Below are 26,094 nucleotides of genomic sequence, written 5' to 3' on the forward strand. Positions count from 1 at the left end.
AAGCAAATTCATGGGGAATACTTGTCATTGTGGGCATTCCCGAAATTGTAATACATTTTGGGATAATTTAATGTTTGGGAGATGTAGATGTAAACGCAATGATTTTCACGAATGTTGTTGCAAAGAGAAACCGAAATGTGAGTGTGAAAAATGTCATTGTAAAACAAAACCGAAATGCCATTGTATTCATGAAGAGGAAGGGTATTAATAATAAAAAAGAGTACGATACGTACTCTTTTTTTGGGTGATTATATTCCATCTTGAACAGATTTCTTTACAATTACCCATGTGTCTTTCTTTTTAACCGTTATAGCTACATTAGTTCCATTAGATTCCTTATAAAAGATATATCCATTGTTTGAGTTTACATATGTTGCTGGTTCGCCTATGCAATCTCGCGAGCAGGATTTGTTGACCAGTTCAATTAGGGATAGTTCACTTGGATCGGTTTTGCTTGCTTCTATAACAGCATCAAGGCTTGTTTTTCGATAACCTTGCAAGTTTATATGAAAAAGCTGCTCTATTTCTCCTGTAATGCTAGTGTTCATTACTTCTACTGAATTCTTTTTTTCTTGAAGAAAGCCGTTTTCATAAAGTAATTTTGTATAGCCAATCCATGCTATTAACACTAGCATGAAAAACATACCCGTCATTTTAAGTATTCGAAGTCGTTTGCTTATAATTGTTTCTGAGTATTTCATTCACTCTAATCCTCCAATGTTTTTAATTTAAAATATGCTTGGATACATACTTTTAGAAGAGGATGAAAGTTAATGAGTTTTCAATAAAAAAGAAAACATCCAGAGTTAGATGCTTTCTTTTTTTGTATTTTTGGCTATCTGTTCGTTACTTGTTTCATAAGTGGTCTTATTTCTTTAACTGGTGGTTTCTTATCATAGGCATCAACGTAAGAAAAGTAGTAGTTTAAGTTTCTTAGAAGACCTTTTCCTATTTTTGCACTTAAGAAAGGAAATACTTGTCCGGTATAATCATCGAGAGATTTACAGTAATATTTTTCATCTAAATATATACTGTATTTACATGTTAGTTCTACTAAAGGATTCCCTTCATCATCAAATACTTCTTTAGAATCAATAATATCTATTAGTGCAAATTTTTCATTTAAGTAAACTTTCTTTTTTTTCTCGTGTTTATTTGTAAGTATAAAAACGAGACCAATTGCGTTAATCAAACTATTTCCTCCTATAAAAAACGGATATTAATAAAATATATCGATATAAGCTAAATGTAAAGAGGAGAGGTGAAATATCATAGAGAGAAAACTAAATAAGCCGATTTATGTTTGGAAATCGACTTATTTTTATCAAGTACTACTTAGTAGTAATACCTACTCTGATTAAAGTTTCACTTTATTGAAATACTTGCGGGAATTGTTTTACGATTGCGTTTGTTATCATGTCGGCCATTTCCAATGCTTCTTTTTCAATTTTATCGTAAAGTTTTACTCCTGCTTCATAATCTTTATTTAGGAAGGCAAGTGCTTCTGCTTTCGTTAGTGCTAAATGTTCATAAAACATTTTTCTAAATTCTTCTTTATCTATATATGGGTTGATACTGTTAAGAAATTCAATAATTTCATCACCATTAGCGTACCATTTTTTCTCTATAGCGGCCGCTGCATTTTGATTACCAGCTTTTGCGGCTTTAACAAGATCCGCTGCAATTACTAAGTGATCTTTAATTAATGCACTATATTTTTTCACTGCATCCTCACCGTAAAATGGTTCAAGTGATAGTCCCATATGTGTTGCGTTTTGTAGAAGTCGTCCAACAGTAACGTTAACATCTGGTAAATTAAAGACTATACTTATAATAGCCAATCTCGTCCAAGCGACGTGTTGTTCCCATAAAGAACGCATATACCCTTTTAAAAAATTCTCATTTTTACTAATTCGGTAGTTCCGTACGGATAAATCATAGTTTACATAAGGGTTATGGTAGGGGGAGTAATACGATTGCCAATAAGAATACATAAATAGTAACACTCCTTTGAACATGTATAACTCAAAGTATGATGAAGATTTATTTTTAGTTACGTGTCCTAGATTATTTTTAGGGAATTTGAAATGGAGAAATTCAATGAATGATGTTGTGGTATATATGAATAAATTGAATATAAAGTAAAAGAGGGTCTGCAAGGGAAGTTGCAGACCCTCAAAAGGGTATTGCCGAGATGTCGGACTCGACTACGTAATGTTATCATAAAATTCTTTTGAAAAACCCTGGTAAATGTGTCCAAATGAAATTAGGACCTTCATACAGTCAAAGGGACCTGCTTCCCGCGGCAGGCCCCAATAACTAGATAATGTCGATGAGCAAAAAACTCATCTGGAGTACTTTTATAGTAACAAGTAAAATGTCTTTTGTGTATTGAGAAAGAAGAATTGCATAATTATATGTGAACAATTTAACTCCCAACAATTCATGATAATCATGAATTGTTGGGAGTTAAATATGGTTATAAAATGGAGAAAAGACTTGGAAGTGAGATCGAGGTACACAGAAGTATGTAATCATGAAAAAGACCTGCTAATATAAGCAGGTCAACTTAAGGGGTTTATCCAACAGATTATTATATATGGTAACAACTGAATTGTAGTAAGTCTATACATTTAATATTGAGAAAAATTCTGTGAATGATATATTTTTTGCGCATATATTAACGTCTAAAAAGTTGAGAAAGAAAATTAAAAAGCTTTTTATAAGAGAATAATGGCTGATACTTATAGTATGATTCATATTTCCACGCATCATTATTAGAGAATTGGAGTTTTTGTGTTTTCGTTTTCGTTTTCGCTGTGATGGAACTCATATTACGATGCTTCATATAGTAACCTCCTGAATTTATATGTATACGATTAGTAGTATTCAAGAAAGGGAAATAAAATGAACATTTAAATTGAAACTCTTTCTTCTTGTGTACTGGATTTACGTTATAAATGTTGTAAAACATATAAAACACGAATGCTAATTCATATTAAATATAGAATAATGAAAAAACAATAAGCGTTTATCCATCCCTTTCAAGTCGCATAAGTGATTGATATAATAGAAGTAGATGAAAGATAAAGAAAAGCAGGTGACTCTTTTTTGTTTACTAAAGCACAAGAACTTTTAGCGTCCTACTTTGGTTATTCTTCGTTTCGAAGAGGACAAGATGAAACAATTAAAAATGTACTAGATGGGAAAGATACAGTTTGTATTATGCCAACGGGTGGCGGTAAGTCAATTTGTTATCAAATTCCGGCATTAGTATTTGAAGGCACGACGTTGGTTATATCTCCTTTAATATCACTTATGAAGGATCAAGTAGATACATTGGTACAGAATGGCATTTCAGCTACATATATTAATAGTTCTATTTCTATTGCTGAAGCAAATCAGCGAATTCAATTAGCGAAACAAGGACATTACAAATTACTTTATGTCGCGCCTGAGCGTCTTGATTCGATGGAGTTTGTTGACCAACTTATCGATATGAAAATCCCTATGATTGCGATTGATGAAGCACACTGTATTTCACAGTGGGGACATGATTTCCGTCCAAGTTATTTACATATACATCGCATATTAGATTATCTTCCAGAAAAGCCGCTTGTATTAGCATTAACAGCAACAGCAACACCGCAAGTACGTGATGATATTTGTAATACACTTGAAATTAATCAAGAAAATACAATTATGACAACGTTTGAGCGTGAGAACTTATCGTTTTCTGTTATTAAAGGGCAAGATCGAAATGCATATTTGGCGGATTATATTCGTCAAAATCAAAAGGAATCTGGGATTATATATGCAGCTACTAGAAAAGTAGTCGATCAGTTATATGAAGATTTAATGAAGGCAGGAGTTTCTGTATCAAAATATCACGCTGGTATGAGTGATATTGATCGAAATGAGCAACAAGAACTCTTTTTACGAGATGAAGTAAGTGTAATGGTAGCAACATCTGCATTCGGGATGGGTATTGATAAATCGAATATTCGTTACGTAATTCATTATCAGCTTCCAAAAAATATGGAAAGTTACTATCAAGAAGCAGGACGTGCTGGTCGTGACGGATTAGATAGTACATGTATATTGTTATATTCTTCTCAAGATGTACAAGTACAGCGTTTTTTAATTGATCAATCAACTGGAGAATCACGTTTTTCAAATGAACTTGAAAAATTGCAAAATATGACCGATTACTGTCATACAGAACAATGTTTACAATCATTCATTTTGCAATACTTTGGAGAAGAACCGAAAGAAGATTGTGGACGCTGTGGTAATTGTACCGACAATCGCGAGAGCATCGATGTGACAAGGGAATCACAAATGGTTTTATCATGCATGATTAGAACGAACCAACGCTTTGGAAAGCAAATGATAGCGCAAGTATTAACTGGGTCGAAAAATAAGAAAGTTATTGAATTTAATTTTCATACTTTACCAACGTATGGGCTTTTATCGAACCGTAGTGTAAAAGAGGTCAGTGAGTTTATCGAGTTTTTAATTTCAGACGAGTTAATTGCAGTTGAACATGGCACTTATCCGACGTTAAAAGTAACTGAAAAAGGGAAAGAAGTATTACTTGGTAAAGAGAATGTTTTACGAAAAGAACGAGTAGAGACAAGACAAATTGTTCAAGACCATCCTTTATTTGAAGTGCTTCGTGAAGTACGTAAAGAAATTGCACAAGGAGAAGGTGTACCTCCGTTCGTTATTTTCTCTGACCAAACATTAAAAGATATGTGTGTGAAAATGCCGCAAAGTGATTCCGAATTGTTGACGGTAAAAGGTATCGGAGAACACAAACTTGTGAAATATGGTTCGCACTTCTTACAAGCAGTTCAGCATTTTATTGAGGAAAATCCAAATTATGCTGAAACGATTAAGACAGAAGTAGTTTCAGAGCGTAAAAAATCAGGAAAAGCGTCCGCAAATTCTCATTTAGAAACGTATGAAATGTATAAACAAGGTATTGATTTGAATGAGATTGCAAAAGAACGTAACTTATCAAGACAAACAATCGAAAACCATTTAATTCGCTGCTATGAGGATGGAATGGAAGTAGATTGGCACAGCTTTGTTCCAGCAGAGTATGAATCTCTTATTGAAACTGCCGTTCAAAATGCAGATGGTGGTCTGAAATCTATTAAAGAACAGCTTCCGAATGAAGTGAGTTACTTTATGATTCGTGCTTATTTACAAATAAGAAAGTAGAGGCATATAAAGGGGATAAGAATTTATGTATCATGTTTTCGTTTATGGCACGTTAAGAAGAGGACAAACGAATGCTCATTATATGCTAGGTGCAACATGTATCGCAGACAGAGCTTGGACATATGGAAAATTATTTGATACGAACGAAGGATATCCGGCCATGACTTATTCGATTGAAGAACAGGTGTATGGAGAAGTTTATGTAGTAAATGATGAGATATTGTGTAAGTTAGATGAACTAGAAGAATATAGAGGCAATGCGGAGACTGATTTATATGATCGAATCACGCAAACAGTATATGTTGCTGATGGGGAAATTGAGGCATATGTGTATATCGCTCAGGATAAAAAGATGTTAAAGAAAGTGATAGACTCTGGTGACTGGCTTATGTATCAAAAAATATAATAAGGTAGTTTTAAAAATTGGAAAGCAGATAATGACGAATTCATTATCTGCTTTTTATTGTGTGAATAATTGTCGTTCTCTTTTTATTCTTATAGTTCTTAGTACGGTTCCAATTCCGAGAAATAAAACAGTAGCAGCGACCCCGCTAGTAGGATTCAACCAAAAATCACTACTGTTTGTAAGAGTAATAATCCCTGTTATTGTAACTAAAACAGTAGGAACAGCATCCTCGATCGCATGCATGATAACACATGGCCAGACGGATTTTGTAAGTCTATATATTTCAACATACATAATTGACCAACAAACCATAAGGATACAGCCAGATAGAAGCATATTTAATCTTGAGATAGATTCAAAATATTCATTTGAAGAGCCTCCTTTACTTTTATTTATCCTACTATTTATGGGCAGTAAAACGCCCATTGATTAAAGTCTTTAATTTTTACAATGTTTTTTAATAGATAAATTAAATAGGAGACAAATAGAAAGAAGTATTTTTTACATGCATCACTATACTATATGTGTATGTGTGTGATTTAGATGTTGCATATTCTTTTTAAATTAGAAAGATGAAAAGTAAGTTTTTTCGGAAAATTTAAATAGAAACTATTGACTTTATGATTGGATTTTTAATACAATGATACTTCGACTGAAAAATTAGAACGGACAGGAGGGAATCGTCGAAATGAGCAACATATTTGAAGATGAGTTACAAAAAATGAAGGATACTTTACATACGATGGATGAGCAATTGGATAGGCTTGAAAAAATCCCGGTTTATTATGGAGAAGATTTTAAAGAGCAAATTCTTGAAAGTATGAGGGAGTCTAATAGACAAAACTTACGTATTGGTGTGCAAGAGCCGTACTTTGGAAGGTTAGATTTTCAGGAAGATGGAAAAGAAGAAGTTATGCCGATTTATATCGGAAAAGTAGGGGTTTCGGATATGGACACGATGAAGCCAATCATTATTGATTGGCGAGCGCCTGTCGCAAGTATGTTTTATTCATTTACCGGTGGAGAAGAATTAGCATTTTATCAATCACCAGATGGGTTAGTAGAAGGTGATGTGTATTTAAAACGAAACATTTCCATTCGAAAAAGAGAACTTGAACGTGTTGTTGATACATATGTAAAAGGAAATGAAGATGTATCACATGCCGATGATTTTCTTCTATATCGATTAGGTGAGAATAAAGATAATAAGCTAAAGGATATTGTTTCAACGATTCAATCGGAACAAAATGATATTATTCGAGCGGAAAGAAATTTACCATTACTTATTCAAGGGGTTGCAGGGAGTGGAAAGACAACAATTGCTTTACATCGCCTTGCTTTTTTAATTTATGAATATCGTGAACAACTAGAAGCAGAAAGAATGATCGTATTTGCACCGAATAGTCTGTTTTTAGACTATATTTCGAGTGTACTTCCTGAATTAGGTGTAGGGAATATTAGTCAAACAACGTTTCCAGATTGGGCATTACGTACGTTAGATGATTCAGTGAAACTAAAGCAGACAGAAGAAAAATTGAAAGAAGCATTTTCAATTAATCGTGATGAAAAGAAGGTAATGCTAGGTAAATTAAAGGGTACGTTGGAATTTAAGACGTTTATTGAAGAGAGAATGATCCAATTTGAAAATGAGTTAGTTCCGACAAAAGATTTTGAGGCGTGGGATAGAGCGATTATTCCAGTAGAAGATATTAAAAAATGGATGCAAGTTGAATATAAACATTATCCTTTACAGAAAAGAAGAGAACGATTAGTAGGACGAATGAAGCGCTGGATTGAAATTGAGCTTAAAAAATTCGGGGAAACAAACGAGAAAAAATTACTAAAAAAAGAAGCGACTAAGAGACTGAACGCATATATGAAGTTTTGGCCGAAAATGAGTGCTCTTTCACTGTATAGTTCAATAGTAAAAAGTAAAGAAATACTTGAGGCATTACCTGAAGAACTTGTTAAAGAAACAGAAAAGAGTTGTCGTAAAAAAGAAGTGTATGTAGAAGATTTACCAGCTTTAATATACATACATCATCGTATAACAGGGATTGAAATCGGGCAGAAGTTTCATCACGTTGTTATTGATGAAGCGCAAGATTTTTCGCCTTTCCAAGTTTATGTATTAAAAGAAATTACATTAGGTAATTCTTTCACTATATTAGGTGATTTATCGCAAGCGATTTATGATTACCAAGGAATTGAAGATTGGAATGCTTTTAAGGAAGTATTCCAAGAAACCGGTTATTATGAATTGACAAGAAGTTATCGTTCTACAAAAGAAATTATTGAATTTGCAAATGAAATAATTAAAAATGCAGAAATCCCAGTAGGACTCGCAACACCAGTCTTCCGCAGTGGAGAAGATGTGAAAGTAATTCATGCAGAAAATCAATTTACTGAAATTGTGAAGACGGTAAAACATTTGCAAAATGCAGATGTGAAAACAATTGCGGTAATCGGAAGAACAGAAGATGAATGCCGTGATATATATGTGAAATTAACAAATGCAGGATTAACGGTCAACGTAATTGAAGCAAACCAAAGTAAATATGAAGGTGGTATATCAGTAGTACCTGTCTATTTAGCGAAAGGTTTAGAATTTGATGCGGTGCTTTTAATTGATGTGGATGAAGAACATTACAAAAACACAAAACATGATGCAAAATTACTATATGTCGGATGTACGAGATCACTTCATGACTTATGGATTTTCCATAGTGGGGAAGCGTCACCTTTAATTAAAGGATTAAAATAAAGTGGAACTATAATCAGTGGGGAGTTTTACTGCAAGCTAATGTGGGATAAATATAAAAAGAGGATTTTCTAGTACAGTATGAAGATCCTCTTTTTTATATTGAAATAGTAGACGTGTAAAATAACAATAAAGTTATTTAATTTTAAAACCAAAAACAAGTATAACCCCGCTCTAAATTTAGGGGGGGGTTAAAACATAGTTATTTAATTTTCGATATAAGATACTTCACTACACCTAAAAATATAAAGTTGTTTCTGTAGTGCTTTAAAAAAGAATGTACTTTTTAATAGACTACATGCTACTAATTTAAGTCTTTAATTTATAGCTGTAGAATAAATAATAATGAATAAAGAGAATGATTAATATATAATTTAATGAGAACTAATGTACATTTATTTTTAAATGTGAGTTCTAAAAAATAAAAGCCTTTTCTCAATATCGAGAAAGTAGGCTCTTTAGCATACACTTTATTTTTCACATTCACAATCATCTAAATAATATACAACAAATATTTCCCGATCTTCATCTATTTCTGATGCACATCTTTTTAATGGCCTCGCCTGTAGAGAAGGATTAAAAATTAAAAGATGAGGTAGTAAGTCAGAAGTACTTTCTTTCTCAAGAACATGAAGCACCTCTCTTTGCGATGGGTCATCTTCATATTTTCGGTATTCAACACATCTAAAGTTGTATTTCTTTGATTGAGTTAGGTAAGTTGTTTCTTCCTCCAACTTTTTAAGTTTAATTCTCACTACATCATCAACCCAAGAGCCTATATTCTCGTAAACTACACCATTACTTACAATGTAATCAGTTATTAATCTCGCAGATAGCTCTTCATTTTTTAAGTTTTTACGTGAAAATAATACTTCTTTCGTTTCAGTAATATATTCGATGGTATTCATTTTTGCATTAGCCTCCTTCACTTAGTTTAAAATTAGCTTATAATATAAATAAGACAGATTTTGTCATATTTTATGAAAAAGGTGATTAAATGTCTAAAACTAAACGTATCATTAGAATTATGCTGGCATTAAACAATAATAATTCCATTACTGCAAAGGAACTTGCTAAATCCGAAGGAGTCTCAGAGAGAACAATCCTCCGAGATATACAGGAGCTAAGTGAAATTTACTTTCCAGTCTATTCAGAAAGAGGTAGAAATGGAGGGTTTAGTACACTAAAAAATAAAATGATCCCTCCTATTTGGTTTAGTGAGGATGAAATAATAGCTTTATTTTTTGCAATAGATGCCATGCAATATGTTGGCGCCACTCCTTTTTCTACTTCATATAAAGTAATTCTAAATAAACTGTTCAATATGATTCCTCAGGAAACTTCCGATACAATTGAGAATACTAGAGACAAAATCTTGATGTGGCAACCAAATATTAAAGTAGATAAAACGGTGCTAAGAAACCTTTATGATGCATCTGTAGAAGAGAAAACTGTTAATATCTTATATGAAACAACTGAAGATGAAATCTATAGAGAGATAGAACCTATGGGCTTATACGTATATAACGGGTATTGGTATTGTCCCGCTTACTGTAGAATGAGAAGAGGCATAAGGCTTTTCAGGGGAGATCGAATAAAAAAAACAATTATTAATTCTGCTTCTCATTCCACTAATGTCCATTTGAATGTTAAAGAATGGCTGTATTCTGAGTGTGAATCTAATCTCATAAAGCTCGAAGTGAGTTTAAGCAAAGAGGGAAAAAGAAAAGCTGAGAGCATATCATGGTTAAGAGATAATATGGAATACAATTCAGATGGAACCGCGAAAATAACAAAGAATATTAACCCTTCAGAAGAGTGGTTTTATGTTGAACTACTTTGGAATATTGGACAAGAAGCAGAAATAATAGAACCTGATTTCATAAAAAATAAGCTTATTGAAAGGGCTAAATCAGTGATAACGAAATATAATAACTTTTAGCTTAATTTGCATTTAATTTTATACTACTAGAAAGGATCACTTCATAGATAATTGTTCCTTTATTCAACTAAAGGGTGCGATTGTGGCATAAAATAGATAAAAAATGATCAAACTTTATTTCAAATCCACAACGGATGATGGTCCTTTTAGCAACGAATTGTATCTATCTTCCTAAGTCTATTAAAACGCCATAATCCTCTACTCGTGGTTTAGAAAGTAGGGGATATTTTTTGTAAAAGATTTATCCTTTTTTATCAAAGCACTACACTACATTTAAATAATGTTCAATTTTAAACGAATAAAGCCATTAATATTAAATTTTGATAGCTATCATCCAATTTTACACCCTTTGCTTTTCTACCCTCTTCAAAGAAGCCTAGATTCTTATATAACTGGATTGCACCTAGATTATCTTCCATTACCTCAAGACAAACTTTTTCAATCTTACTGTTATTTTTAGCCCAATTGATTAACGTTTCTAGAAGAGCTCTTCCAATACCATAATTTCGATATTCAGGTAGTATGGTCATCGCAAAAGCCCCTTGATGACTAATTTTTTCTTTGTTTCCGTTCTTAAAATCTATTGCACCGACTAACTTACCATCAACTTCAGCAATAAACTGTACATAATTTGGATTTTCATGATAAGCTTTTAACGTTTTTTGAATAGCATCGATACGTACCTTTTTTACATCCTCAACCGTACTTAGCATGTATGGAGCGTTTATTAAAGCTTTTGAAGCAGAATCTAGTATTCTTTCTGCATCATGTTCTTTAGCTTCTCTAATTATTACTGTTTTTCCATCCTTAGATTTATAAGTAAAAACATTAGTTGATAAGATACTACACACACCCTTTCGGAATATAATTAATTAAAATTTTCAACTGTTTCGCGATTCTTAAGTAAGAAAAAGTCGTATCACCTTTTTCTGCAATCGTTCTGCTTCAACTTAATAATGATTATTTCAAATATTTCTAATTTTTACAAGGATTCATTCCATTATATAGTCCGATTGTTGAATAACATGACTGGCGTTTTTCAAACAATTTTATTATGTTTTAAACAACTTTATTATCTCTGTACAAGATGAATTAACGACTTGAGCTGTTGTGTAAATAATATACAATGACCATTTCTAATTCCTTAGTTTGTTCTTTTTCCCATATACGAACAGCATCTACTGGAATTTGTGTATGTTTTAACCAATCTAGAATTAAGTGTAGTTGTTCTTGTATTTGACCAATGTTTTGCTCCTTTATGTTCTTATTCTGAATTCTATTAGTTAATTGAAGCATATAGGGAAGTTTTTCTATACATTCGCTTAAATCTCCGCAATAACCTGAAGGGAATTCATGTGTACCAAATTTTAAAGTATTGATGTAATTAGAAACTAGGTATATCATGGCTTCTTGTTCGGTATCACCACCTAATTCAATCGCTTTTCGAAGGGATTTTTCTAAATCGTCTTCTTTATTGCTAGAGTCCATATAAATTCCTATCCATCTAAAAGGCCTTGAATCAAATGGGGTGTTTTCTGTCCATCTATATAGAATGTCAATTAGAAAACTATTTAGTGAGAAAGTTAACACCTCATCTTTTTCGTTTGATGCATCTAAAATAGTAAACAGTGAAATGGCAAACTCCTCTTGATCTTTTGATTCCCATTTCTTTGCATTTGTAATAAATGTCTCTAAATGTTTATAAGCTAATTTTCGAAGTCCCGCTTCGCGATGCTGACAGTAACAAATAAAATCATGCCAATGTTCATTTGTATTCATATGTATAATAATAGTTTGTAATGCAGTGAGAGGTTTATCCATTATAAGTCCCCAATCTATTAAGCACGTGTTGAAAATTTAGTGTTATTATATCATTACATAAATTAAAGTGGGAAGAATTTAAGGTGGATTTTATTGGTCACAGGATCCAATCGATTGGTAATGTAGCGGTTCTAACAGGACTCATTATTGAATTTGAAGATGAAACGTAAAAAAAATTATTATGTTTATCTGAATGTTGAGGGAATACAAGAGTTTTATTTATCTAATTTTTAGAAAACATAGACTATAATATTAATAAATGGTATAATTTCCTTGTTATTGGAATTAAAATGAAAATATTTGAAGAAAAAGGATAGGGTTGGTTTTAATGGGGGATTCTGATCACAAAGAAACAAAGGCAATATTAAAGTTATGGTTTATTTATATACCACTTGCATTTGGAGAGTTTGTCTTTTCGAATATCATAGATTATTTAAAAAAATAAAGATTTTGCATTTGAAAAACAATTAACCTAATTTAATTGTTTTTTTATTTTTCTCTAATAAACCAAACAAAAATAAAGATTTTGAACAAGATGAAGTTTATGAAGGAAATAACGTTGATTAGGTGCTGAAAACGGTGTGAAATCAACAGTGCCTAAAGAATAAAACAGGAATCATTCAACCATGATAATTTTCCGTTTTATTAGCTTCCTATAGTGAGATGTTATGTTCACATCATATGTATACGATAGTTGTCACTTAATATAGCATTACTGGAACTTCAAAATTAGTAGTTAAGGTTGTTACCTTATAGAGTGTTATATATAACTTAGCTAAAAAAGCACAAATCATATAATTTGCGCTTTTCATTATCTGTTTTTGGTAAAAAATTATAGTTTTTGTCACACTAATACTGTACGATACATAGTATAAAACACATACTGTATGACATATAGTAATGGAAATGAGGTGAGTGAATGGATACTTTATTAAACTCGTTAATTACTGAGTTAAGAAGAGGGACATTAACGTTAGCTGTTTTAAGTCAATTAAGAACGCCGCAGTACGGATATTCACTTGTCCAGTTATTGGAGCAATCAGGGATTACAATTGATCAAAGTACTTTATATCCACTACTTCGCCGATTAGAAAAGCAGGAATTAGTGACGAGTAGTTGGGATAAAACGGAGAGTAGACCTCGTAAGTATTATGTTTTAAGTGATTATGGATTAGAAATATTTTTGCAGTTGAAAAAAGAATGGATAAAGGATTCGAAAGAACTTTATAACTTATTAAAGGAGGAAGAGAATGAATTTAATTGATCTCTATATCCAAGAGGTTGCGAAGAGATTACCTGAAAAAAATCGTGAAGATATTACACTTGAACTAAGGTCAACTATAGAGGATATGTTACCTGAAGATTATAGTGAGGAAGATGTAAAGAGCGTTCTCAAAAAATTGGGGAGTCCGGTTTCATTGGCTAATGGTTATTTGGATAGACCGATGCATTTAATTGGACCACGTTATTTTGATGTATATACAACGTTGTTAAAAATAATTATACCAATCGCAGCTGTCATTGCACTCATATCAATGGTTGCAGAAAATTTTATAGGCTATAGTGGTGATCAAGCGGTATTAAATGTTATTTTGCAATTGATAGGTAAAGGCATTGGGGAAATTTTTGAAGTGGGCCTCCATGTATTTTTCTGGTTGACACTTGTGTTTGTTATTTTAGAAAGAACAGATAAAGACAAAGGTATCGAGCCGTTGACGACAAGTTTAAAAAAATGGACACCAGATGATTTGAAAAACATCTCGTATATCCCAAAGAAAAAAGCAATCTCGAAGTTTGAAGTTTTTGCAGGTTTAATGTGGACAGCAGTTTGGGCTACACTTTACTTTTATGCGAATCATCTTGTTGGCGTATATAACGGTACGGCAAATGGACTGAAGTTTGTTTCGCCAACTTTTAATCAAGATGTTTTATTGCAGTACTGGCCAATCGTTATAATTATGATCGTTTTTGAAATATGTATATCCCTTTATAAATTGGTGCAGGGACAATGGACTCAAAGATTGGCGATTGGGAATGCTATTCTTCAAATAGCTGGGACGATAGTATTCATTGTAATTGTAGTAAATCCACATGTATTTAACGCAGGGTTTATTACGTATTTGGCAAATGTATTTACTATTTCCCCAGAAGGATTTAAAACGTGGCTCATTGGGGGAGGAATTTTCTTCTACACATTATCTGCTGCAATAAATATATTTGATGGTTTCCGAAAAGCTAGTATTCGTATGTAGATAAAAATCGGAAATTTCGATAAAATAAAACTATTAAAAAGATAGTGAAATAAGATGAACATGATGAAAGGAAGAAAACAATGATAAGGGAAGCAACGAAAAGAGATTTAGCATACATTTTAGATATTTATAACGATGCGATACTTTATACAACAGCTGTATATGCGTATAAACCTGTAACCCTTGAAAATAGAATAGATTGGTATGAACAAAAAAAGGCTGAAGGGTATCCAATTTTCGTATGTGAATTAGATAATAAAGTAGTAGGATTTGCGACATTCGGCCCATTTAGAGCGTGGCCTGCTTATAAATATTCAGTTGAACATTCTGTGTATGTAGATAAGGCATATAGAAAAAATGGCATTGGGTCTTCATTAATGAAAGAATTAATCAAAATTGCAAAGGAAAGAGAGTATATGACCTTAATTGCTGGAATTGATGCAGAGAATGAGAAAAGTATTGCCTTGCATCAAAAATATGGATTTGTTCATGCAGGAACAATAAAACAAGCTGGTTATAAGTTTAATAAATGGCTAGATTTAGCTTTTTATCAGCTGGAACTTAACGGTCCTGAAAATCCTATAGAAGAATAAATATTTTTCGGTAGCAAGAAAAAATTCATGCTACCTTTTTCTTATTTTAATAGCTAATGAAAAGGTTTTTTACATTCAATGTTGAAATATTAGAAGTTAATATAACGATATAAAAAGAGGGATGGAAATGGAAACTGTTATAAATAAAATAAAATAAAATAAAATAAAAGAGGTACAATCTAATTATGTGGGAATGGCAATTTATTCTACAAAAGATAATCGGATAGTTGCTTCATATAATAATGAATTAAATATTCCGTTAGCATCAGCAGCAAAATTAGTCATTGGATTTGTAGTAACGCAAATGGTGAAGGAAAATAAAGAGGTAGATGAAGCTTTTGCAGCAGTTTTAAAGTACATATACAAAGAATATAGTGAAAGCATGCTAGGAGTGAGCGATTGAAAAAAAACTTAAAGACTTCAACAATCATTATTTTAATTTTAACGATTATTGCTCTTGAAGTTGGAATCGCACTATATGATCACAATTTGTCATTAGATACAATTTACTTTGCAGCGATCCTTATTTGTATTGTATTGCTTTTTGGCACACGTGTTTCTGAAGAGAAAGAAAGTACATCGAAACGAGGACGAAGAAAAATAGCTGTTATATTTTGGCCATCTATTTTATTGTCTATCGCTTGTTTTGCAGTTATAAGTTACATAAGGGTAGGCTATGTCTCTGTACCAGGGATAATTGGCTTTTCATGCTTTGTTACATATGGTGGATTCGTTTTGATTAGTATTTTAAAGGGGAAAAATAAAATGTAGCTTACTAAGTTGAAAGGAAGCAATGTATATGAAACATATAGAGAACGGTACACGTATTGAAGGAGAATACATTAAAAATAAAGTTATTCAATATAATATGTCCATCTTAACAGATGAAGTAAAACAGCCGATGGAAGAAGTAAGCCTCGTAGTAAAAAATGAAGAAGGGAAAATATTTGGTGGTGTAACAGGTACGATGTATTTTTATCATCTTCATATCGACTTTTTATGGGTTGATAAATCAGTTCGTCATGACGGTTATGGTAGCCAACTTTTACATAAAATTGAAGAAATTGCGAAGGAAAAAGAGTGCAGATTAATATTGCTAGATTCATTTAGTTTTCAAGCGCCAGAATTTTATAAAAAGCACGGTTACAGGGAGTATGGTGTCGTTGAAGATCATCCGAAAGGTCATAGTCATCACTTTTTTGAAAAGAGATTATAATAGTATTATGCATACTGGTTGATGGGAGAAAGCATATGTACACGTATAAATTGCAACAAGAACAACCAATCTGTGCAGAAAAAATAAAGAAGCTTTATGATTCTGTCGGTTGGTGGCCAGAAAGAAAAGAAGTCGATATTGAAAAAATGTTAAAGAATAGTATAGGCATTGGAGTATGGGAAGAAAATGAATTAGTTGGATTTGCTAGAGTCGTTTCTGATGGTGTTTTTCGAGCATACATTGAAGATGTTGTCGTACATGAGAGTGTAAGAAATAAAGGTATTGGAGAGAAAATGCTTACAATATTACTTCGAGAAATATCTCATATTGATATTGTTAGTCTATTTTGCGGTGAGAAGCTAATAAAGTTTTACGGTGAGCAGCAATTTCAAGCAACGAAGCAAATTGTGATGCATCGTAATCAAACAGGGAAAGAATAAGAGGTGCCAATTAAAATGAATGCAACAAGAGCGTACTGTTTATCGAAAAGAAAAGCGACAGAAGATTCTCCAGATGGCTGGAGTGCAACATGTATGAGGCTTAATAATAAAATATTTGCGATAGTAAATCATGAAGAAGGCGAAAAAGCTGCGATTACATTGAAGTGTGATCCAGAAGTCGCATTAAGAATAAGAGAAGATTATCCAGAAACAATTATTCCAGGGTATCATATGAATAAAAAACATTGGAATACCGTTTATATTCATAAGGGTATAGAGCAGGAGCAAATTAATAAAATGATTGATTGGTCGTATGATCTAGTATTACAATCATTTTCAAAGAAAAAACAGCAGGAGTTAATGGATTAATATGTATTAGGAGTGTGTGTAATGAAAGATTCGATTAAAGATACGTATGATAAATTAGCGAGTACATATAAAGAAAATCTAGATTTTGCAAATCCATATAACAGTTATTATGAAAGACCGGCGATGATGGAGCTTATTCCAAAGGAACTAGAAGGAAAAAAGATATTAGATGCTGGATGTGCAGCTGGATGGTATACTTCTCAATTCATAGGAAGAGGAGCAAATGTTACAGCAATTGATGTAAGTCCTGAAATGGTAAAAGCAGCAAAAGAAAATATAGGAGAAGAAGCAACGTTCCTTTGTCATGATCTGCAAGAAACATTGCCATTTGAAGATAATACGTATGATGTGATTGTAAGTTCGTTAACTCTTCATTACTTAGAAAATTGGAATCAAGTATTTCAAGAATTTCGTCGTGTATTGAAGCCAGGTGGGGAACTTATTTATTCTATTCATCATCCTTTTATGGATTTCACAAAGTTTCTATGTGAAAATTATTTTGAAAAACAGTTATTAATAGATACTTGGGTTAAACCGAATATTACTATTGAAGTCAAGTTTTTTAGAAGATCATTACAAGACATACTAAATGAAACTACAAATTATTTTGTATTAGAAGAGATAGTAGAACCGAAGGCAATTGAAAAAATGAAAGAAGTAGACGAGAAATCATATTATTATCTAAATACGAATCCACATTTTCTTATCATTAAAGCAACTAATAAATAGCTAGTAAAATAACTTTGTTTTACTAGCTATTTACAGTTTTACATTACATATTAGGTGACTTTAAAATGAATACGAAACGAAATAGAGTAGTATATGCACTATTTACTATAGTTATTATTATTTTAGGTCTTAGCTCAAGAAAGTTCGCTTTTGCACTACCACATCTATTAAATGATTATTTAGGTGATGCTTTATGGGCATTAATGGTTTTTACTGGCTTTGGATTTTTGTTTCCTAAAACAGAGACGAAGAAGTTGGCTTTTATTAGTTTAATGTTTTGCTATGGGATTGAAGTGAGCCAATTGTATCATGCAAATTGGATAGACAGCATTCGTGCAACGACTTTAGGTGGACTTGTGTTGGGATATGGTTTTTTGTGGAGTGATTTAGTGGCATATACAATTGGTGTTGGAGTGGGAATACTGTGTGAGGTTATTTTTCGGAAGAAATAAGAATTGCAAAAGGGGTATTTGTAAATGGAACAAGCACTGGAAATTGCAAAGTTTTGGTTTCAAAATGAACATGTCACAGCTACTGTAATGCAACCAAAAGTAGCGAAGGTTTTATGCAAGAATAAAGAGTACATTTTAAAGAGAACGGGATCGATAAAGCAACTTCTAGTTGAATTCGATGTTTTGAAGCAACTGTATGAAAAGGGAATTAAAGTACAGAGAGTAGTAAAGACAGAAAATGATGAACAATATGTATTATATAAAGAAAAATATTATTGCTTATATGAGTATGTTGCCGGAAGTGTTTTAGAAATAAAAGATACGAATAAGCTGGAAAGGCTAGCAAGTACAATTGGAGAAGAAATAGCTAATCTGCACAAAGCATTACATTCGGTGAATAGTGACCATGAGTTAATAAAAAGAGATTTATATAAGATAGTATTTGAATGGGCTATACCGATTTTAGAAAAGAATGAGTATGTTCATCGAGAGGTAATTCAAAAGATGGAGCGAATGCACGCAGCTTTCAAGGAAACGGTCCATCCATTACCGAGACAAATTATTCATCGTGATATGCATCTATCAAATGTAATCTTTAAAGATGATAAACTGGAAGGGTTTATAGATTTTGAGATTTTAGAAAATAATGTAAAAATATTTGATTTATGTTATTGCTGTACAAGTATATTAAGCGAGCTATTTAGTGATGAAAGATTAAGAGGGAAATGGTTACATATCGTTAGCAAAGTCTTTGAAGGTTATTATAAACAAAATGATTTAACGAAAGAAGAACTAAAAGCTATTTGGTATGTTATGCTTTCAATTCAAATTATCTTTATTGCTTATTTTGTCCAGTTACCAGATTTATTAAAGTTAAATGAAGAAATGTTCTTCTGGATTTTCGCTAATAAGGAAACTATTGAAGAAGTTATAGAAGGTATCGTAAAGGTATGAAAAAAATAATATTAATTGGTTCTGGTGGTTCAGGAAAATCTACATTAGCAAGGCAGTTAGGAAATAAATTAAATATTAAGGTGCATCATCTTGATGCATTATTTTGGAAACCGAATTGGGAAGGTGTTCCGAGAGAAGAACAAATAACAGTTCAAAATAACTTAATTAAAGATGAGAAATGGATTATTGATGGGAATTATGGCGGGACGATGGGTATAAGACTGAATGCAGCTGATACAATTATCTTCCTTGATATTCATAGAACAATTTGTATTTATCGTGCTTTTAAAAGAATTGTAAAATACCAGAATAAAACAAGACCAGATATGGGCGCGGGATGTGAAGAAAGATTTGATTTGCAATTTTTTAAATGGATATGGGAATATCCTAATGCTAAACGACCTACAATTTTAAAAGGGTTAGAGCAATTGCCGGAAGAGAAAAAGGTTATTGTTTTAAAATCTCCAAATGAGGTTCGGAAATTTTTAGAGCACATATAATTATAGAATGTAACACAAAAATTCTTTGTGAATCTTACCGATTAGTTTAATAAAACTAATCGTTTTTTATTATGAAAAATTTAACGCTTTTTGAAAATTCTATTTTGTAATGAGTATATGACTTTAAGTTCATATAAAATGAACGTTTGGAGGAATAGAAAATGACTAACGATTTAATTCAAACAATCGATTCATTAATGGTAAATATTCCAGTTGGAGAGGTAGTATTAAGAGATGATCGAATAAAAAAAGAATGGATAGTGCAAATTCAACCATTTCTTCTTGCAAAGTATGCTGTAACAATGGAACTATATGATGCTATTACAAATAGTACATTAAATAATTTTGATAAAAATCATAAACCAGTTGTCAATATTTCATGGAACGATGCCATTGCGTTTTGTAATGTACTTTCAAAAAAAGCGGGAGTAAAAGAATATTATTCTATTAGTGATGGTGGTCAAATTGTGAAATGTAATTTAGATTCGAATGGCTACCGATTACCATCTGAGGCAGAGTGGCAATATGCATGTAAAGCAAGTACAACCGGATATACATACGGGAAACTCCATGATATAGCGTGGTATAATGAAAATTCAAATGGAGAGATTCATGAAGTTGGCCAAAAAGAACCGAATGCATGGGGGCTTTATGATATGCTAGGGAACGTTTGGGAATGGTGTTATGATTTGTATGATGAAACAGTGTACGGATCATACCGCATTTTTCGTGGTGGTAGTTGGGCTGAAACAGCGAGAGGATGCGGCGCTACTTGTCGTCGTCGAAGCCATCCTACATTTCATATAGATGATCTCGGTTTTAGACTTGCTAGGTCAATTTAGTAGGAACATGTTACGAACAGCTAGGAAAAGAGTATGGAGAGAATCCGTACTCTTGCCAACATAGAAACGATTTAACGTAAGGAGTGTTTATTATGGCGCGTGTTTTATTTATTAACGCTGGATCAGAAGGACATATAAATCCAACTTTACAAGTTGTAGAAGAATTGATTTCTCGTGGTGAAGAGGTCGTTTATTTTTCAATAGAAGCTTTCAGGGAGCGGATTGAGAAGACAGGTGCTACTGTACGAACGATTGATGATCAAAAATTTATAAAAGCGTTTCTATCTGGAGGCAGAAATTATTTACAGGAGAGAATAAATGGCCTTCTACATACAGCGGATATTGTAATACCTAGCGTTTTAGAACAAATTGAAGGTGAACATTTTGATTACATAATTCATGATTCTATGTTTGGCTGTGGACATTTAATTGCTCAAATCCTTAAACTTCCAGCCATAAATTCATGCACATCTTTTGCGCAGGATGAAAAATCCTTTGAGCAAATGTTAGGTCATCTATCAAAAAATATCCCAGTAGAAATTTATGATAAAATACAGAATGATTTTCAAAACTTAACGAAGGGAATTGCTGAAAAATATGGTGTTGAAATAAAATCATCGTATGAAGTTTTCTGTAATCCTGCACCCCTTACTATTGTATATACAATTAAGGAGTTCCAGCCTTTTGGTGATACGTTTGATGAAACATATAAATTTGTAGGACCATCTATCTCTGCACAAATGAAAAACAGAGACGTTGATTTTACTTCAATTGAAGAAAAAAGTCCGATTTATATTTCATTAGGTACTGTTTTTAATGAAGCGATTGACTTTTATAAACTGTGTATGAAGGCCTTTGAGAATAGTGAGCATACAATTGTTATGTCTATTGGTAGTAAAACAAAAATAAGTGATCTAGGCGAAATTCCTAAAAACTTCATTGTGAAAAACTATGTACCCCAAACTGAGCTGCTTACATATACGAAACTATTTATTACACACGGCGGGATGAACAGTGCGCATGAAGGACTGTATAACGGGGTTCCGCTCGTTGTAATACCGCAAAGTGCAGATCAGCCAGTAGTCGCAAAGCAAGTGGAGAGTCTTGGAGCAGGAATAAAATTACAAATGCAAGGATTAACTGCGGATCAACTAAGTGAAAGTGTAGAAATGGTATTAAATAATCCGTCATTTAAAGAAGTTGCTTTGAATTTGAAGAAATCTTTCCAAAAATCAGATGGATATAAGGAAGCTGTTGATGAAATTTTTATATTTGTAGGTCAGTGAAAAAATGAAATTATACATTAGAAAAGCATCTAAATAGGATGCTTTTTATTTAACTTTATAATTCTTATTTTTAATATCTAGTATGGTTAAAACTAAGGCACTGAGAGATATAAGTATAAGAATAAAAGTTAACTAGTTAAATGTATTGTCAATTATGAAGTAAAGATGATAGATAAATATATTCAAATTTTATTTTAAAATGTTAGGACTTAGTTTTACATGTTAGTAATAATTTCACTGTTTTTGCACAACTTCTGCACATGCTCAGGTAATTTCTATGTCATGATATATTCATAAAGTGAAATATTTCACAAGAAAAATATAATTTCACTGCGGTGTATGCATAATTAACACATACATCGGTACAAGTTTGTCTCTTGTTATTCTTTTACATCAAAGCCCACATTCCACTACAAAGTATAACAAGAAGGAGACATGAACATGAATAATCGATTTTTAAAACAACTACAAAATATGAAAATGAACAAAAAAAGTTTAGGAGCTGTAGCATTAACAGCTGGAATTATTAGTACGACACTTATTCCTCAAAATGCTTATGCGCACGGTTTTGTTGAAAAGCCTGGTAGCCGATCTGCTTTATGTAGTCCAACTTATGGTGCGCTAAATGTAAACTGTGGAAGTGTTATGTATGAACCACAAAGTTTAGAAGCTCCAAAAGGGTTCCCACAAGGTGGTCCAGTAGATGGACAAATTGCTTCAGCAGGCGGAAAATTTGGTGGTATTTTAGATCAACAAACAGCAAATCGTTGGTTTAAAAATACAATCACTGGTGGGGAAAATACATTTACTTGGAAGTATACTGCGCCTCACTTAACGAGTAAGTGGCATTACTATATTACTAAAAAAGGATGGAATCCAAATAAAGCGCTAACAAGAGCAGATTTTGAACCAATTGGAACAGTACAACATGATGGTTCTGCAGCTTCAAATAATTTAACTCATAAAATCAATGTACCTACTGATCGTAGTGGATATCATGTGATTTTAGCAGTATGGGATGTAGCTGATACAGCAAATGCATTCTATAATGTAATTGATGTTAATCTTATTAATGATGTGAAACCAGACATAGAAGCGCCAAGTATTCCAAATGGACTTCAGACGCAAAAAGTAACAGCGAATAGTGTAGAACTAACATGGAACGCTTCTACGGATAATGTAGGGGTAAAAGGATATCAAATCTTCCGTAACGGAGAGATGATTGATACAGTACTAGGCACTCATTTTATTGATAAGAAATTACAACCAAGTACAGAATACTCTTATACTGTAAAAGCAATTGATGCAGCTGGCAATGTATCGAAAGAAAGTGCAGCGCTTACAGTAAAAACGACAGTTGAGACTCCTGATACAGAAGCACCAACACAACCAAAAGGATTACATAGTATGGGAACAACAGCGTCAAGTGTGGATTTAATGTGGAGTCCATCTGACGATAATATTGGTGTAGACCATTATGATATTTATAGAGAAACAGAAGGGGCAATGAACAAGATTGCAACATCCAATACAACTTCTTATTTGGATAAAAATCTGCTCGCTAATACTACTTATAAATATGTAGTAAAAGCTGTTGATGTAGCTGGAAATGAATCCGTACAGAGTGATATATTCACAATTACTACAAAAACCGAAAGCGCTTCATATGAAGCGTGGGATGCAAAAAAAGCATATAAAAAGGGAGATAGAGTTCTGCACGAAGGAAAAGTATATGAAGCAGTCCAGAGTTATCAAGGAAATGGTGATCCGAACTGGATTTATGCATTATCATTATGGAAAACAGTGTAAGCTTTACCTAGATATGAACTAAGAGATGATGGGCTTTGATTTCAAAAGAGAATCTTGAGAATTCACTTTTCTATTAATAAAAAAGGGTAGTGTATGAATACATAAGATTCATATACTACCCTTTTTATTATGATAACACTTTCGTCATAAGTATATGCGGAATGCCATCTTCCATAAATATATCAGAAGAAGTTTCATAACCTAATTTTTTATAAAATCCTTCAGCTTGTGTTTGCCCGTGTAGTTTCACTTTTGTAGCTTGTTCGTTACGAGCAATTTCTTCTAACGTTTGAATGATGACTTTACCTAATCCGTATGTACGATAATCTTTTAAAATGCAAATACGTTCTAATTTTCCGACGCCATCAACAAATCGTATACGCCCTGTACCTACAGGAAGCTCATGATAATAAACTAAAATATGTTTACATTGCTCTCCGATTTCATCGAATGTATCGAATTCATCTGTAAGAGGAACACCTTGTTCTTTTACAAATACTTCTTTTCGAATATGAAAGGCAGTTTCTAAATCAGTAAGTTCTGTTATAAGTTTGGATTGCAAAATGTTCAGTCCTTTCTAGTGTAATCAGCTTGTGTTTTCATAGTATATCATAATAATGCACTATAAAGAGAAGAACATACTAAAAAGCCAACTTTAAAAAGTTAGCTTTTATTACAATTCCTTTATCCCATTTTTAGCGCCGATAATTACTTTACTCGTCATACTTATAAACAACCCTGTTTCAACTACACCAGTAATCATTTTTAATTGAGTGTGTAAATGGGCAGGATTAGAAATATGATTAGGGAATATACAATCGATAATCATGTTATTGTTATCGGTTATATAGGTTTCATTATTTTTCAAACGTAATGTTGTTTGACATCCTAAAGACTGAATTTTATTTTCGGTTTGTTTCCATGAAAAAGGGATGATTTCAATAGGTAATGGAAAAGTACCTAAATGTGTTACAAGTTTCGATTCATCAGCAATGATAATTAGTTCTTTAGAGGAAGAGGCAACGATTTTTTCACGAAGTAATGCACCGCCACCGCCTTTTATAAGTTGTAAATTTGAATCAATTTCATCCGCTCCATCAATTGTAAGATCAAGACTTTGTACGTCGTTTAACGAAATTAGGGGGATATTTAGTTGATGTGCTAATGCTTCAGTTTCCTTTGATGTCGGTACAGCTTGAAATGATAATCCTTCTTTTACACGCTCACCTAATTTTTGTATTGTCCAATATACAGTAGAACCTGTACCAAGCCCAATCTTCATGCCATCATTTACAAAGTTAGCGGCATATTCGCCAGCGAGCTGTTTTAAATTCATCGCTTTACTCCGCTGGACGCGGTCCAGCATCAAGACCTGAATTTTCAACTGTAAGTACCGGACGAACGACTATATCTTTATGTACACGCATTTGACAAGATAATCGTAAATGATCTTCAATCCCTTTTTCCGTCATTGCATGTTTCTCATTCGCACTCGCTTCACAGAAATCACCTGCTAGTATTTCTACTCTACAAGTTGTGCAACGTGCATTCCCGCCGCAACGATGAAGAATGTTGACACCGCTATCTTCAATTGCTAATACTAACTTCGTTCCTTCTTTTACATCAAATGTTCCTGCACCTTCAATTGTTAATTTTGGCAAATTTGTTCCTCCTCACGTAAAATTGTACATAACATATTTATGACCGCGAATTATTGAACATAAACATTATTTTTTTATATCCCCGTAACTTTTTTTAATGTTGAATCGTTTATTAAGTAAGCGCTAAAAAGGAGTGGTTATTTTGTGCACAAAAGTAACTCATGTTTTAAAGAACCATATCGATATGAATCATTCAAATATAAACTTTTTAATTGAACAATATGGAGAGTTAAAAAGATACTGTACTTTTTTAACGAAAAACAAATGGGATGGGGAAGATCTCGCCCAAGAAACAGTGTGTAAAGTGCTTCAAAAATATAGAAATAAAGATATTTGTATGACACTCGTCTATAAAATAGCAAGAAATCGTTGGTTAGATCAGATAAAGTCTAAGTCTGTTCATGAAAAAATAAGAGAACAAATCACTTTTGAAGAACCACATGAGAACATTGCAGATTTGCATGAAATGGTGGGGAAAGTATTGTCTTCATTAAATGTACAGCAATCCGCAATTTTATTATTAAAAGATGTTTTTCAATATAGTATCGCTGATATTGCTAAAGTGTGTTCTGTATCAGAAGGGGCAGTAAAAGCTTCTTTGTTTCGTAGTAGAAATAGGCTGAAAACTGTAAGTGAAGAAGGGATTGAGATAGTTGAATTCACAGATGATATGGAAGTTGTAGTAACGTCTATTCGAGAGGAGAGACCGGAATTATTAACGAAACTGCTTCCGACAATAGATTTTACTAAGTTACCATCTAAACAGCCAGTCTTATTATTTAATGCGAAAAAACCTTCTTCCTACAGTTGTATGCTTTTAGCAGCATAACAA

At 32.6% G+C, this 26,094-nt stretch carries 30 protein-coding genes and 3 pseudogenes; 22 read left to right on the forward strand and 11 right to left on the reverse strand.

Features of this window, described 5'->3' with window-relative positions:
- Positions 1-74 precede the first annotated feature (74 nt).
- Positions 75-248 carry a hypothetical protein gene (locus M1D66_RS13405; RefSeq protein ID WP_000503004.1) on the forward strand — a complete coding sequence of 58 codons (174 nt, stop codon included), beginning with the start codon at positions 75-77 and terminating at the stop codon, positions 246-248.
- On the opposite strand, the gene M1D66_RS13410 is transcribed toward M1D66_RS13405, so the two are convergent.
- From M1D66_RS13410 to M1D66_RS13425, 4 genes are all read right to left on the reverse strand, one after another.
- Entirely contained in the window at positions 249-701 is a 453-nt protein-coding gene (locus tag M1D66_RS13410) for a hypothetical protein (RefSeq protein WP_000877570.1), read from the reverse strand.
- 134 nt (positions 702-835) lie between these two features.
- Positions 836-1,192, reverse strand: a complete 357-nt coding sequence (locus tag M1D66_RS13415; RefSeq protein WP_000606231.1) for a hypothetical protein — start codon at positions 1,190-1,192, stop codon at positions 836-838.
- Between the two features lie 178 nt (positions 1,193-1,370).
- Positions 1,371-1,994 (reverse strand): hypothetical protein, encoded by a 624-nt coding sequence (locus M1D66_RS13420; protein ID WP_000287728.1) that lies wholly within the window; start codon positions 1,992-1,994, stop codon positions 1,371-1,373.
- Positions 1,995-2,680: 686 nt separating this feature from the next.
- Complete coding sequence (locus M1D66_RS13425; protein WP_016122667.1) at positions 2,681-2,848, reverse strand: hypothetical protein; 168 nt, start codon at positions 2,846-2,848, stop codon at positions 2,681-2,683.
- Positions 2,849-3,111: 263 nt separating this feature from the next.
- Between M1D66_RS13425 and recQ the strand changes: the two genes are divergently transcribed.
- A complete protein-coding gene (gene recQ, locus M1D66_RS13430; RefSeq protein WP_025709485.1) occupies positions 3,112-5,229 on the forward strand; it encodes a DNA helicase RecQ in 2,118 nt (705 codons plus the stop codon).
- Positions 5,230-5,254: 25 nt separating this feature from the next.
- A complete protein-coding gene (locus M1D66_RS13435; RefSeq protein WP_000274907.1) occupies positions 5,255-5,635 on the forward strand; it encodes a gamma-glutamylcyclotransferase family protein in 381 nt (126 codons plus the stop codon).
- 54 nt (positions 5,636-5,689) lie between these two features.
- On the opposite strand, the pseudogene M1D66_RS13440 reads toward M1D66_RS13435, so the two are convergent.
- Positions 5,690-6,004: pseudogene (locus M1D66_RS13440) on the reverse strand (CPBP family intramembrane glutamate endopeptidase); the annotation flags it as partial.
- Positions 6,005-6,323: 319 nt separating this feature from the next.
- On the opposite strand from M1D66_RS13440, the gene M1D66_RS13445 reads away from it, so the two are divergent.
- The gene (locus M1D66_RS13445) at positions 6,324-8,399 is read left to right on the forward strand and encodes a HelD family protein (protein WP_086385734.1); all 2,076 of its coding nucleotides are present in this window, start codon (positions 6,324-6,326) and stop codon (positions 8,397-8,399) included.
- A 467-nt stretch (positions 8,400-8,866) separates the two neighbouring features.
- Here M1D66_RS13445 and M1D66_RS13450 read toward each other — a convergent pair whose 3' ends face one another.
- Positions 8,867-9,304 (reverse strand): hypothetical protein, encoded by a 438-nt coding sequence (locus tag M1D66_RS13450; RefSeq protein WP_001092060.1) that lies wholly within the window; start codon positions 9,302-9,304, stop codon positions 8,867-8,869.
- A 119-nt stretch (positions 9,305-9,423) separates the two neighbouring features.
- Between M1D66_RS13450 and M1D66_RS13455 the strand changes: the two genes are divergently transcribed.
- Complete coding sequence (locus M1D66_RS13455; RefSeq protein WP_479831939.1) at positions 9,424-10,338, forward strand: helix-turn-helix transcriptional regulator; 915 nt, start codon at positions 9,424-9,426, stop codon at positions 10,336-10,338.
- A gap of 290 nt (positions 10,339-10,628) precedes the next feature.
- Here the strand turns inward: M1D66_RS13455 and M1D66_RS13460 are convergent, their stop codons facing one another.
- Positions 10,629-11,189: a GNAT family N-acetyltransferase gene (locus tag M1D66_RS13460; RefSeq protein WP_176265166.1), complete on the reverse strand. Its 561-nt coding sequence runs from the start codon at positions 11,187-11,189 to the stop codon at positions 10,629-10,631.
- A gap of 241 nt (positions 11,190-11,430) precedes the next feature.
- The gene (locus M1D66_RS13465) at positions 11,431-12,159 is read right to left on the reverse strand and encodes a hypothetical protein (protein WP_086385733.1); all 729 of its coding nucleotides are present in this window, start codon (positions 12,157-12,159) and stop codon (positions 11,431-11,433) included.
- A 92-nt stretch (positions 12,160-12,251) separates the two neighbouring features.
- Between M1D66_RS13465 and M1D66_RS13470 the strand changes: the two are divergent.
- The 16 genes and pseudogenes from M1D66_RS13470 to M1D66_RS13545 all read left to right on the forward strand — a co-directional run.
- Positions 12,252-12,326: pseudogene (locus tag M1D66_RS13470) on the forward strand (DUF6944 family repetitive protein); the annotation flags it as partial.
- Between the two features lie 752 nt (positions 12,327-13,078).
- Entirely contained in the window at positions 13,079-13,423 is a 345-nt protein-coding gene (locus M1D66_RS13475; RefSeq protein ID WP_000380294.1) for a PadR family transcriptional regulator, read from the forward strand.
- A complete protein-coding gene (locus M1D66_RS13480; protein ID WP_001048884.1) occupies positions 13,410-14,411 on the forward strand; it encodes an HAAS signaling domain-containing protein in 1,002 nt (333 codons plus the stop codon). The genes M1D66_RS13475 and M1D66_RS13480 overlap by 14 nt, the downstream gene beginning before the upstream one ends.
- Before the next feature lie 80 nt (positions 14,412-14,491).
- A complete protein-coding gene (locus M1D66_RS13485; protein ID WP_006918666.1) occupies positions 14,492-15,004 on the forward strand; it encodes a GNAT family N-acetyltransferase in 513 nt (170 codons plus the stop codon).
- Positions 15,005-15,197: 193 nt separating this feature from the next.
- A pseudogene (locus tag M1D66_RS13490) lies at positions 15,198-15,326 on the forward strand (serine hydrolase); the annotation flags it as partial.
- A gap of 77 nt (positions 15,327-15,403) precedes the next feature.
- Positions 15,404-15,775 (forward strand): hypothetical protein, encoded by a 372-nt coding sequence (locus M1D66_RS13495; protein WP_000739873.1) that lies wholly within the window; start codon positions 15,404-15,406, stop codon positions 15,773-15,775.
- Positions 15,776-15,803: 28 nt separating this feature from the next.
- Positions 15,804-16,220 carry a GNAT family N-acetyltransferase gene (locus M1D66_RS13500; RefSeq protein WP_000680415.1) on the forward strand — a complete coding sequence of 139 codons (417 nt, stop codon included), beginning with the start codon at positions 15,804-15,806 and terminating at the stop codon, positions 16,218-16,220.
- A 35-nt stretch (positions 16,221-16,255) separates the two neighbouring features.
- Positions 16,256-16,660: a GNAT family N-acetyltransferase gene (locus tag M1D66_RS13505; protein ID WP_000288974.1), complete on the forward strand. Its 405-nt coding sequence runs from the start codon at positions 16,256-16,258 to the stop codon at positions 16,658-16,660.
- Between the two features lie 15 nt (positions 16,661-16,675).
- Positions 16,676-17,029, forward strand: a complete 354-nt coding sequence (locus tag M1D66_RS13510; protein WP_000994622.1) for an MmcQ/YjbR family DNA-binding protein — start codon at positions 16,676-16,678, stop codon at positions 17,027-17,029.
- A 21-nt stretch (positions 17,030-17,050) separates the two neighbouring features.
- A complete protein-coding gene (locus M1D66_RS13515) occupies positions 17,051-17,758 on the forward strand; it encodes a class I SAM-dependent methyltransferase (RefSeq protein WP_000655258.1) in 708 nt (235 codons plus the stop codon).
- A gap of 65 nt (positions 17,759-17,823) precedes the next feature.
- Positions 17,824-18,210 (forward strand): ribosomal maturation YjgA family protein, encoded by a 387-nt coding sequence (locus tag M1D66_RS13520; protein WP_001093455.1) that lies wholly within the window; start codon positions 17,824-17,826, stop codon positions 18,208-18,210.
- 24 nt (positions 18,211-18,234) lie between these two features.
- Positions 18,235-19,164, forward strand: a complete 930-nt coding sequence (locus tag M1D66_RS13525) for a phosphotransferase enzyme family protein (protein WP_000434087.1) — start codon at positions 18,235-18,237, stop codon at positions 19,162-19,164.
- Positions 19,161-19,664, forward strand: coding sequence for a DNA topology modulation protein (locus tag M1D66_RS13530; protein WP_000720558.1), 504 nt, complete (start codon positions 19,161-19,163; stop codon positions 19,662-19,664). Before M1D66_RS13525 ends, M1D66_RS13530 begins: the two co-directional genes overlap by 4 nt.
- A gap of 161 nt (positions 19,665-19,825) precedes the next feature.
- Positions 19,826-20,506, forward strand: coding sequence for a formylglycine-generating enzyme family protein (locus M1D66_RS13535; protein ID WP_000180361.1), 681 nt, complete (start codon positions 19,826-19,828; stop codon positions 20,504-20,506).
- Between the two features lie 92 nt (positions 20,507-20,598).
- On the forward strand, positions 20,599-21,792 hold the full coding sequence (locus tag M1D66_RS13540) for a macrolide family glycosyltransferase (protein WP_000124890.1): 1,194 nt from the start codon (positions 20,599-20,601) through the stop codon (positions 21,790-21,792).
- Between the two features lie 441 nt (positions 21,793-22,233).
- Positions 22,234-23,601 (forward strand): lytic polysaccharide monooxygenase, encoded by a 1,368-nt coding sequence (locus tag M1D66_RS13545; protein WP_001065147.1) that lies wholly within the window; start codon positions 22,234-22,236, stop codon positions 23,599-23,601.
- A 127-nt stretch (positions 23,602-23,728) separates the two neighbouring features.
- On the opposite strand, the gene M1D66_RS13550 is transcribed toward M1D66_RS13545, so the two are convergent.
- The 3 genes from M1D66_RS13550 to M1D66_RS13560 form a co-directional block, all read right to left on the reverse strand.
- Positions 23,729-24,163 (reverse strand): GNAT family N-acetyltransferase, encoded by a 435-nt coding sequence (locus M1D66_RS13550; protein WP_001190883.1) that lies wholly within the window; start codon positions 24,161-24,163, stop codon positions 23,729-23,731.
- A 111-nt stretch (positions 24,164-24,274) separates the two neighbouring features.
- The gene (gene rpiA / locus M1D66_RS13555; protein ID WP_001049982.1) at positions 24,275-24,937 is read right to left on the reverse strand and encodes a ribose 5-phosphate isomerase A; all 663 of its coding nucleotides are present in this window, start codon (positions 24,935-24,937) and stop codon (positions 24,275-24,277) included.
- A 4-nt stretch (positions 24,938-24,941) separates the two neighbouring features.
- Positions 24,942-25,262: a 2Fe-2S iron-sulfur cluster-binding protein gene (locus M1D66_RS13560; protein WP_001125388.1), complete on the reverse strand. Its 321-nt coding sequence runs from the start codon at positions 25,260-25,262 to the stop codon at positions 24,942-24,944.
- A gap of 142 nt (positions 25,263-25,404) precedes the next feature.
- Here M1D66_RS13560 and M1D66_RS13565 point away from each other — a divergent pair, with 142 nt between their 5' ends.
- Positions 25,405-26,091 carry an RNA polymerase subunit sigma-70 gene (locus M1D66_RS13565; protein ID WP_000337507.1) on the forward strand — a complete coding sequence of 229 codons (687 nt, stop codon included), beginning with the start codon at positions 25,405-25,407 and terminating at the stop codon, positions 26,089-26,091.
- Positions 26,092-26,094: the final 3 nt, after the last annotated feature.

It is taken from the genome of Bacillus sp. PK6-16, from assembly GCF_056530295.1.

What these genes read in the sequence shown, in the direction of transcription:
- M1D66_RS13455 (WP_479831939.1), top strand. Translation starts at nt 9,424, where the DNA reads ATGCTGGCATTAAACAATAATAATTCCATTACTGCAAAGGAACTTGCT.
- M1D66_RS13545 (WP_001065147.1), top strand. Translation starts at nt 22,234, where the DNA reads ATGAATAATCGATTTTTAAAACAACTACAAAATATGAAAATGAACAAA.
- M1D66_RS13450 (WP_001092060.1), bottom strand. Translation starts at nt 9,304, where the DNA reads ATGAATACCATCGAATATATTACTGAAACGAAAGAAGTATTATTTTCA.
- rpiA (WP_001049982.1), bottom strand. Translation starts at nt 24,937, where the DNA reads ATGAATTTAAAACAGCTCGCTGGCGAATATGCCGCTAACTTTGTAAAT.
- M1D66_RS13435 (WP_000274907.1), top strand. Translation starts at nt 5,255, where the DNA reads ATGTATCATGTTTTCGTTTATGGCACGTTAAGAAGAGGACAAACGAAT.
- M1D66_RS13535 (WP_000180361.1), top strand. Translation starts at nt 19,826, where the DNA reads ATGACTAACGATTTAATTCAAACAATCGATTCATTAATGGTAAATATT.
- M1D66_RS13485 (WP_006918666.1), top strand. Translation starts at nt 14,492, where the DNA reads ATGATAAGGGAAGCAACGAAAAGAGATTTAGCATACATTTTAGATATT.
- M1D66_RS13505 (WP_000288974.1), top strand. Translation starts at nt 16,256, where the DNA reads ATGTACACGTATAAATTGCAACAAGAACAACCAATCTGTGCAGAAAAA.
- M1D66_RS13510 (WP_000994622.1), top strand. Translation starts at nt 16,676, where the DNA reads ATGAATGCAACAAGAGCGTACTGTTTATCGAAAAGAAAAGCGACAGAA.
- M1D66_RS13530 (WP_000720558.1), top strand. Translation starts at nt 19,161, where the DNA reads ATGAAAAAAATAATATTAATTGGTTCTGGTGGTTCAGGAAAATCTACA.
- M1D66_RS13500 (WP_000680415.1), top strand. Translation starts at nt 15,804, where the DNA reads ATGAAACATATAGAGAACGGTACACGTATTGAAGGAGAATACATTAAA.
- M1D66_RS13475 (WP_000380294.1), top strand. Translation starts at nt 13,079, where the DNA reads ATGGATACTTTATTAAACTCGTTAATTACTGAGTTAAGAAGAGGGACA.
- M1D66_RS13425 (WP_016122667.1), bottom strand. Translation starts at nt 2,848, where the DNA reads ATGAAGCATCGTAATATGAGTTCCATCACAGCGAAAACGAAAACGAAA.
- M1D66_RS13520 (WP_001093455.1), top strand. Translation starts at nt 17,824, where the DNA reads ATGAATACGAAACGAAATAGAGTAGTATATGCACTATTTACTATAGTT.
- M1D66_RS13480 (WP_001048884.1), top strand. Translation starts at nt 13,410, where the DNA reads ATGAATTTAATTGATCTCTATATCCAAGAGGTTGCGAAGAGATTACCT.
- M1D66_RS13445 (WP_086385734.1), top strand. Translation starts at nt 6,324, where the DNA reads ATGAGCAACATATTTGAAGATGAGTTACAAAAAATGAAGGATACTTTA.
- M1D66_RS13515 (WP_000655258.1), top strand. Translation starts at nt 17,051, where the DNA reads ATGAAAGATTCGATTAAAGATACGTATGATAAATTAGCGAGTACATAT.
- M1D66_RS13465 (WP_086385733.1), bottom strand. Translation starts at nt 12,159, where the DNA reads ATGGATAAACCTCTCACTGCATTACAAACTATTATTATACATATGAAT.
- M1D66_RS13410 (WP_000877570.1), bottom strand. Translation starts at nt 701, where the DNA reads ATGAAATACTCAGAAACAATTATAAGCAAACGACTTCGAATACTTAAA.
- M1D66_RS13540 (WP_000124890.1), top strand. Translation starts at nt 20,599, where the DNA reads ATGGCGCGTGTTTTATTTATTAACGCTGGATCAGAAGGACATATAAAT.
- M1D66_RS13420 (WP_000287728.1), bottom strand. Translation starts at nt 1,994, where the DNA reads ATGTATTCTTATTGGCAATCGTATTACTCCCCCTACCATAACCCTTAT.
- M1D66_RS13525 (WP_000434087.1), top strand. Translation starts at nt 18,235, where the DNA reads ATGGAACAAGCACTGGAAATTGCAAAGTTTTGGTTTCAAAATGAACAT.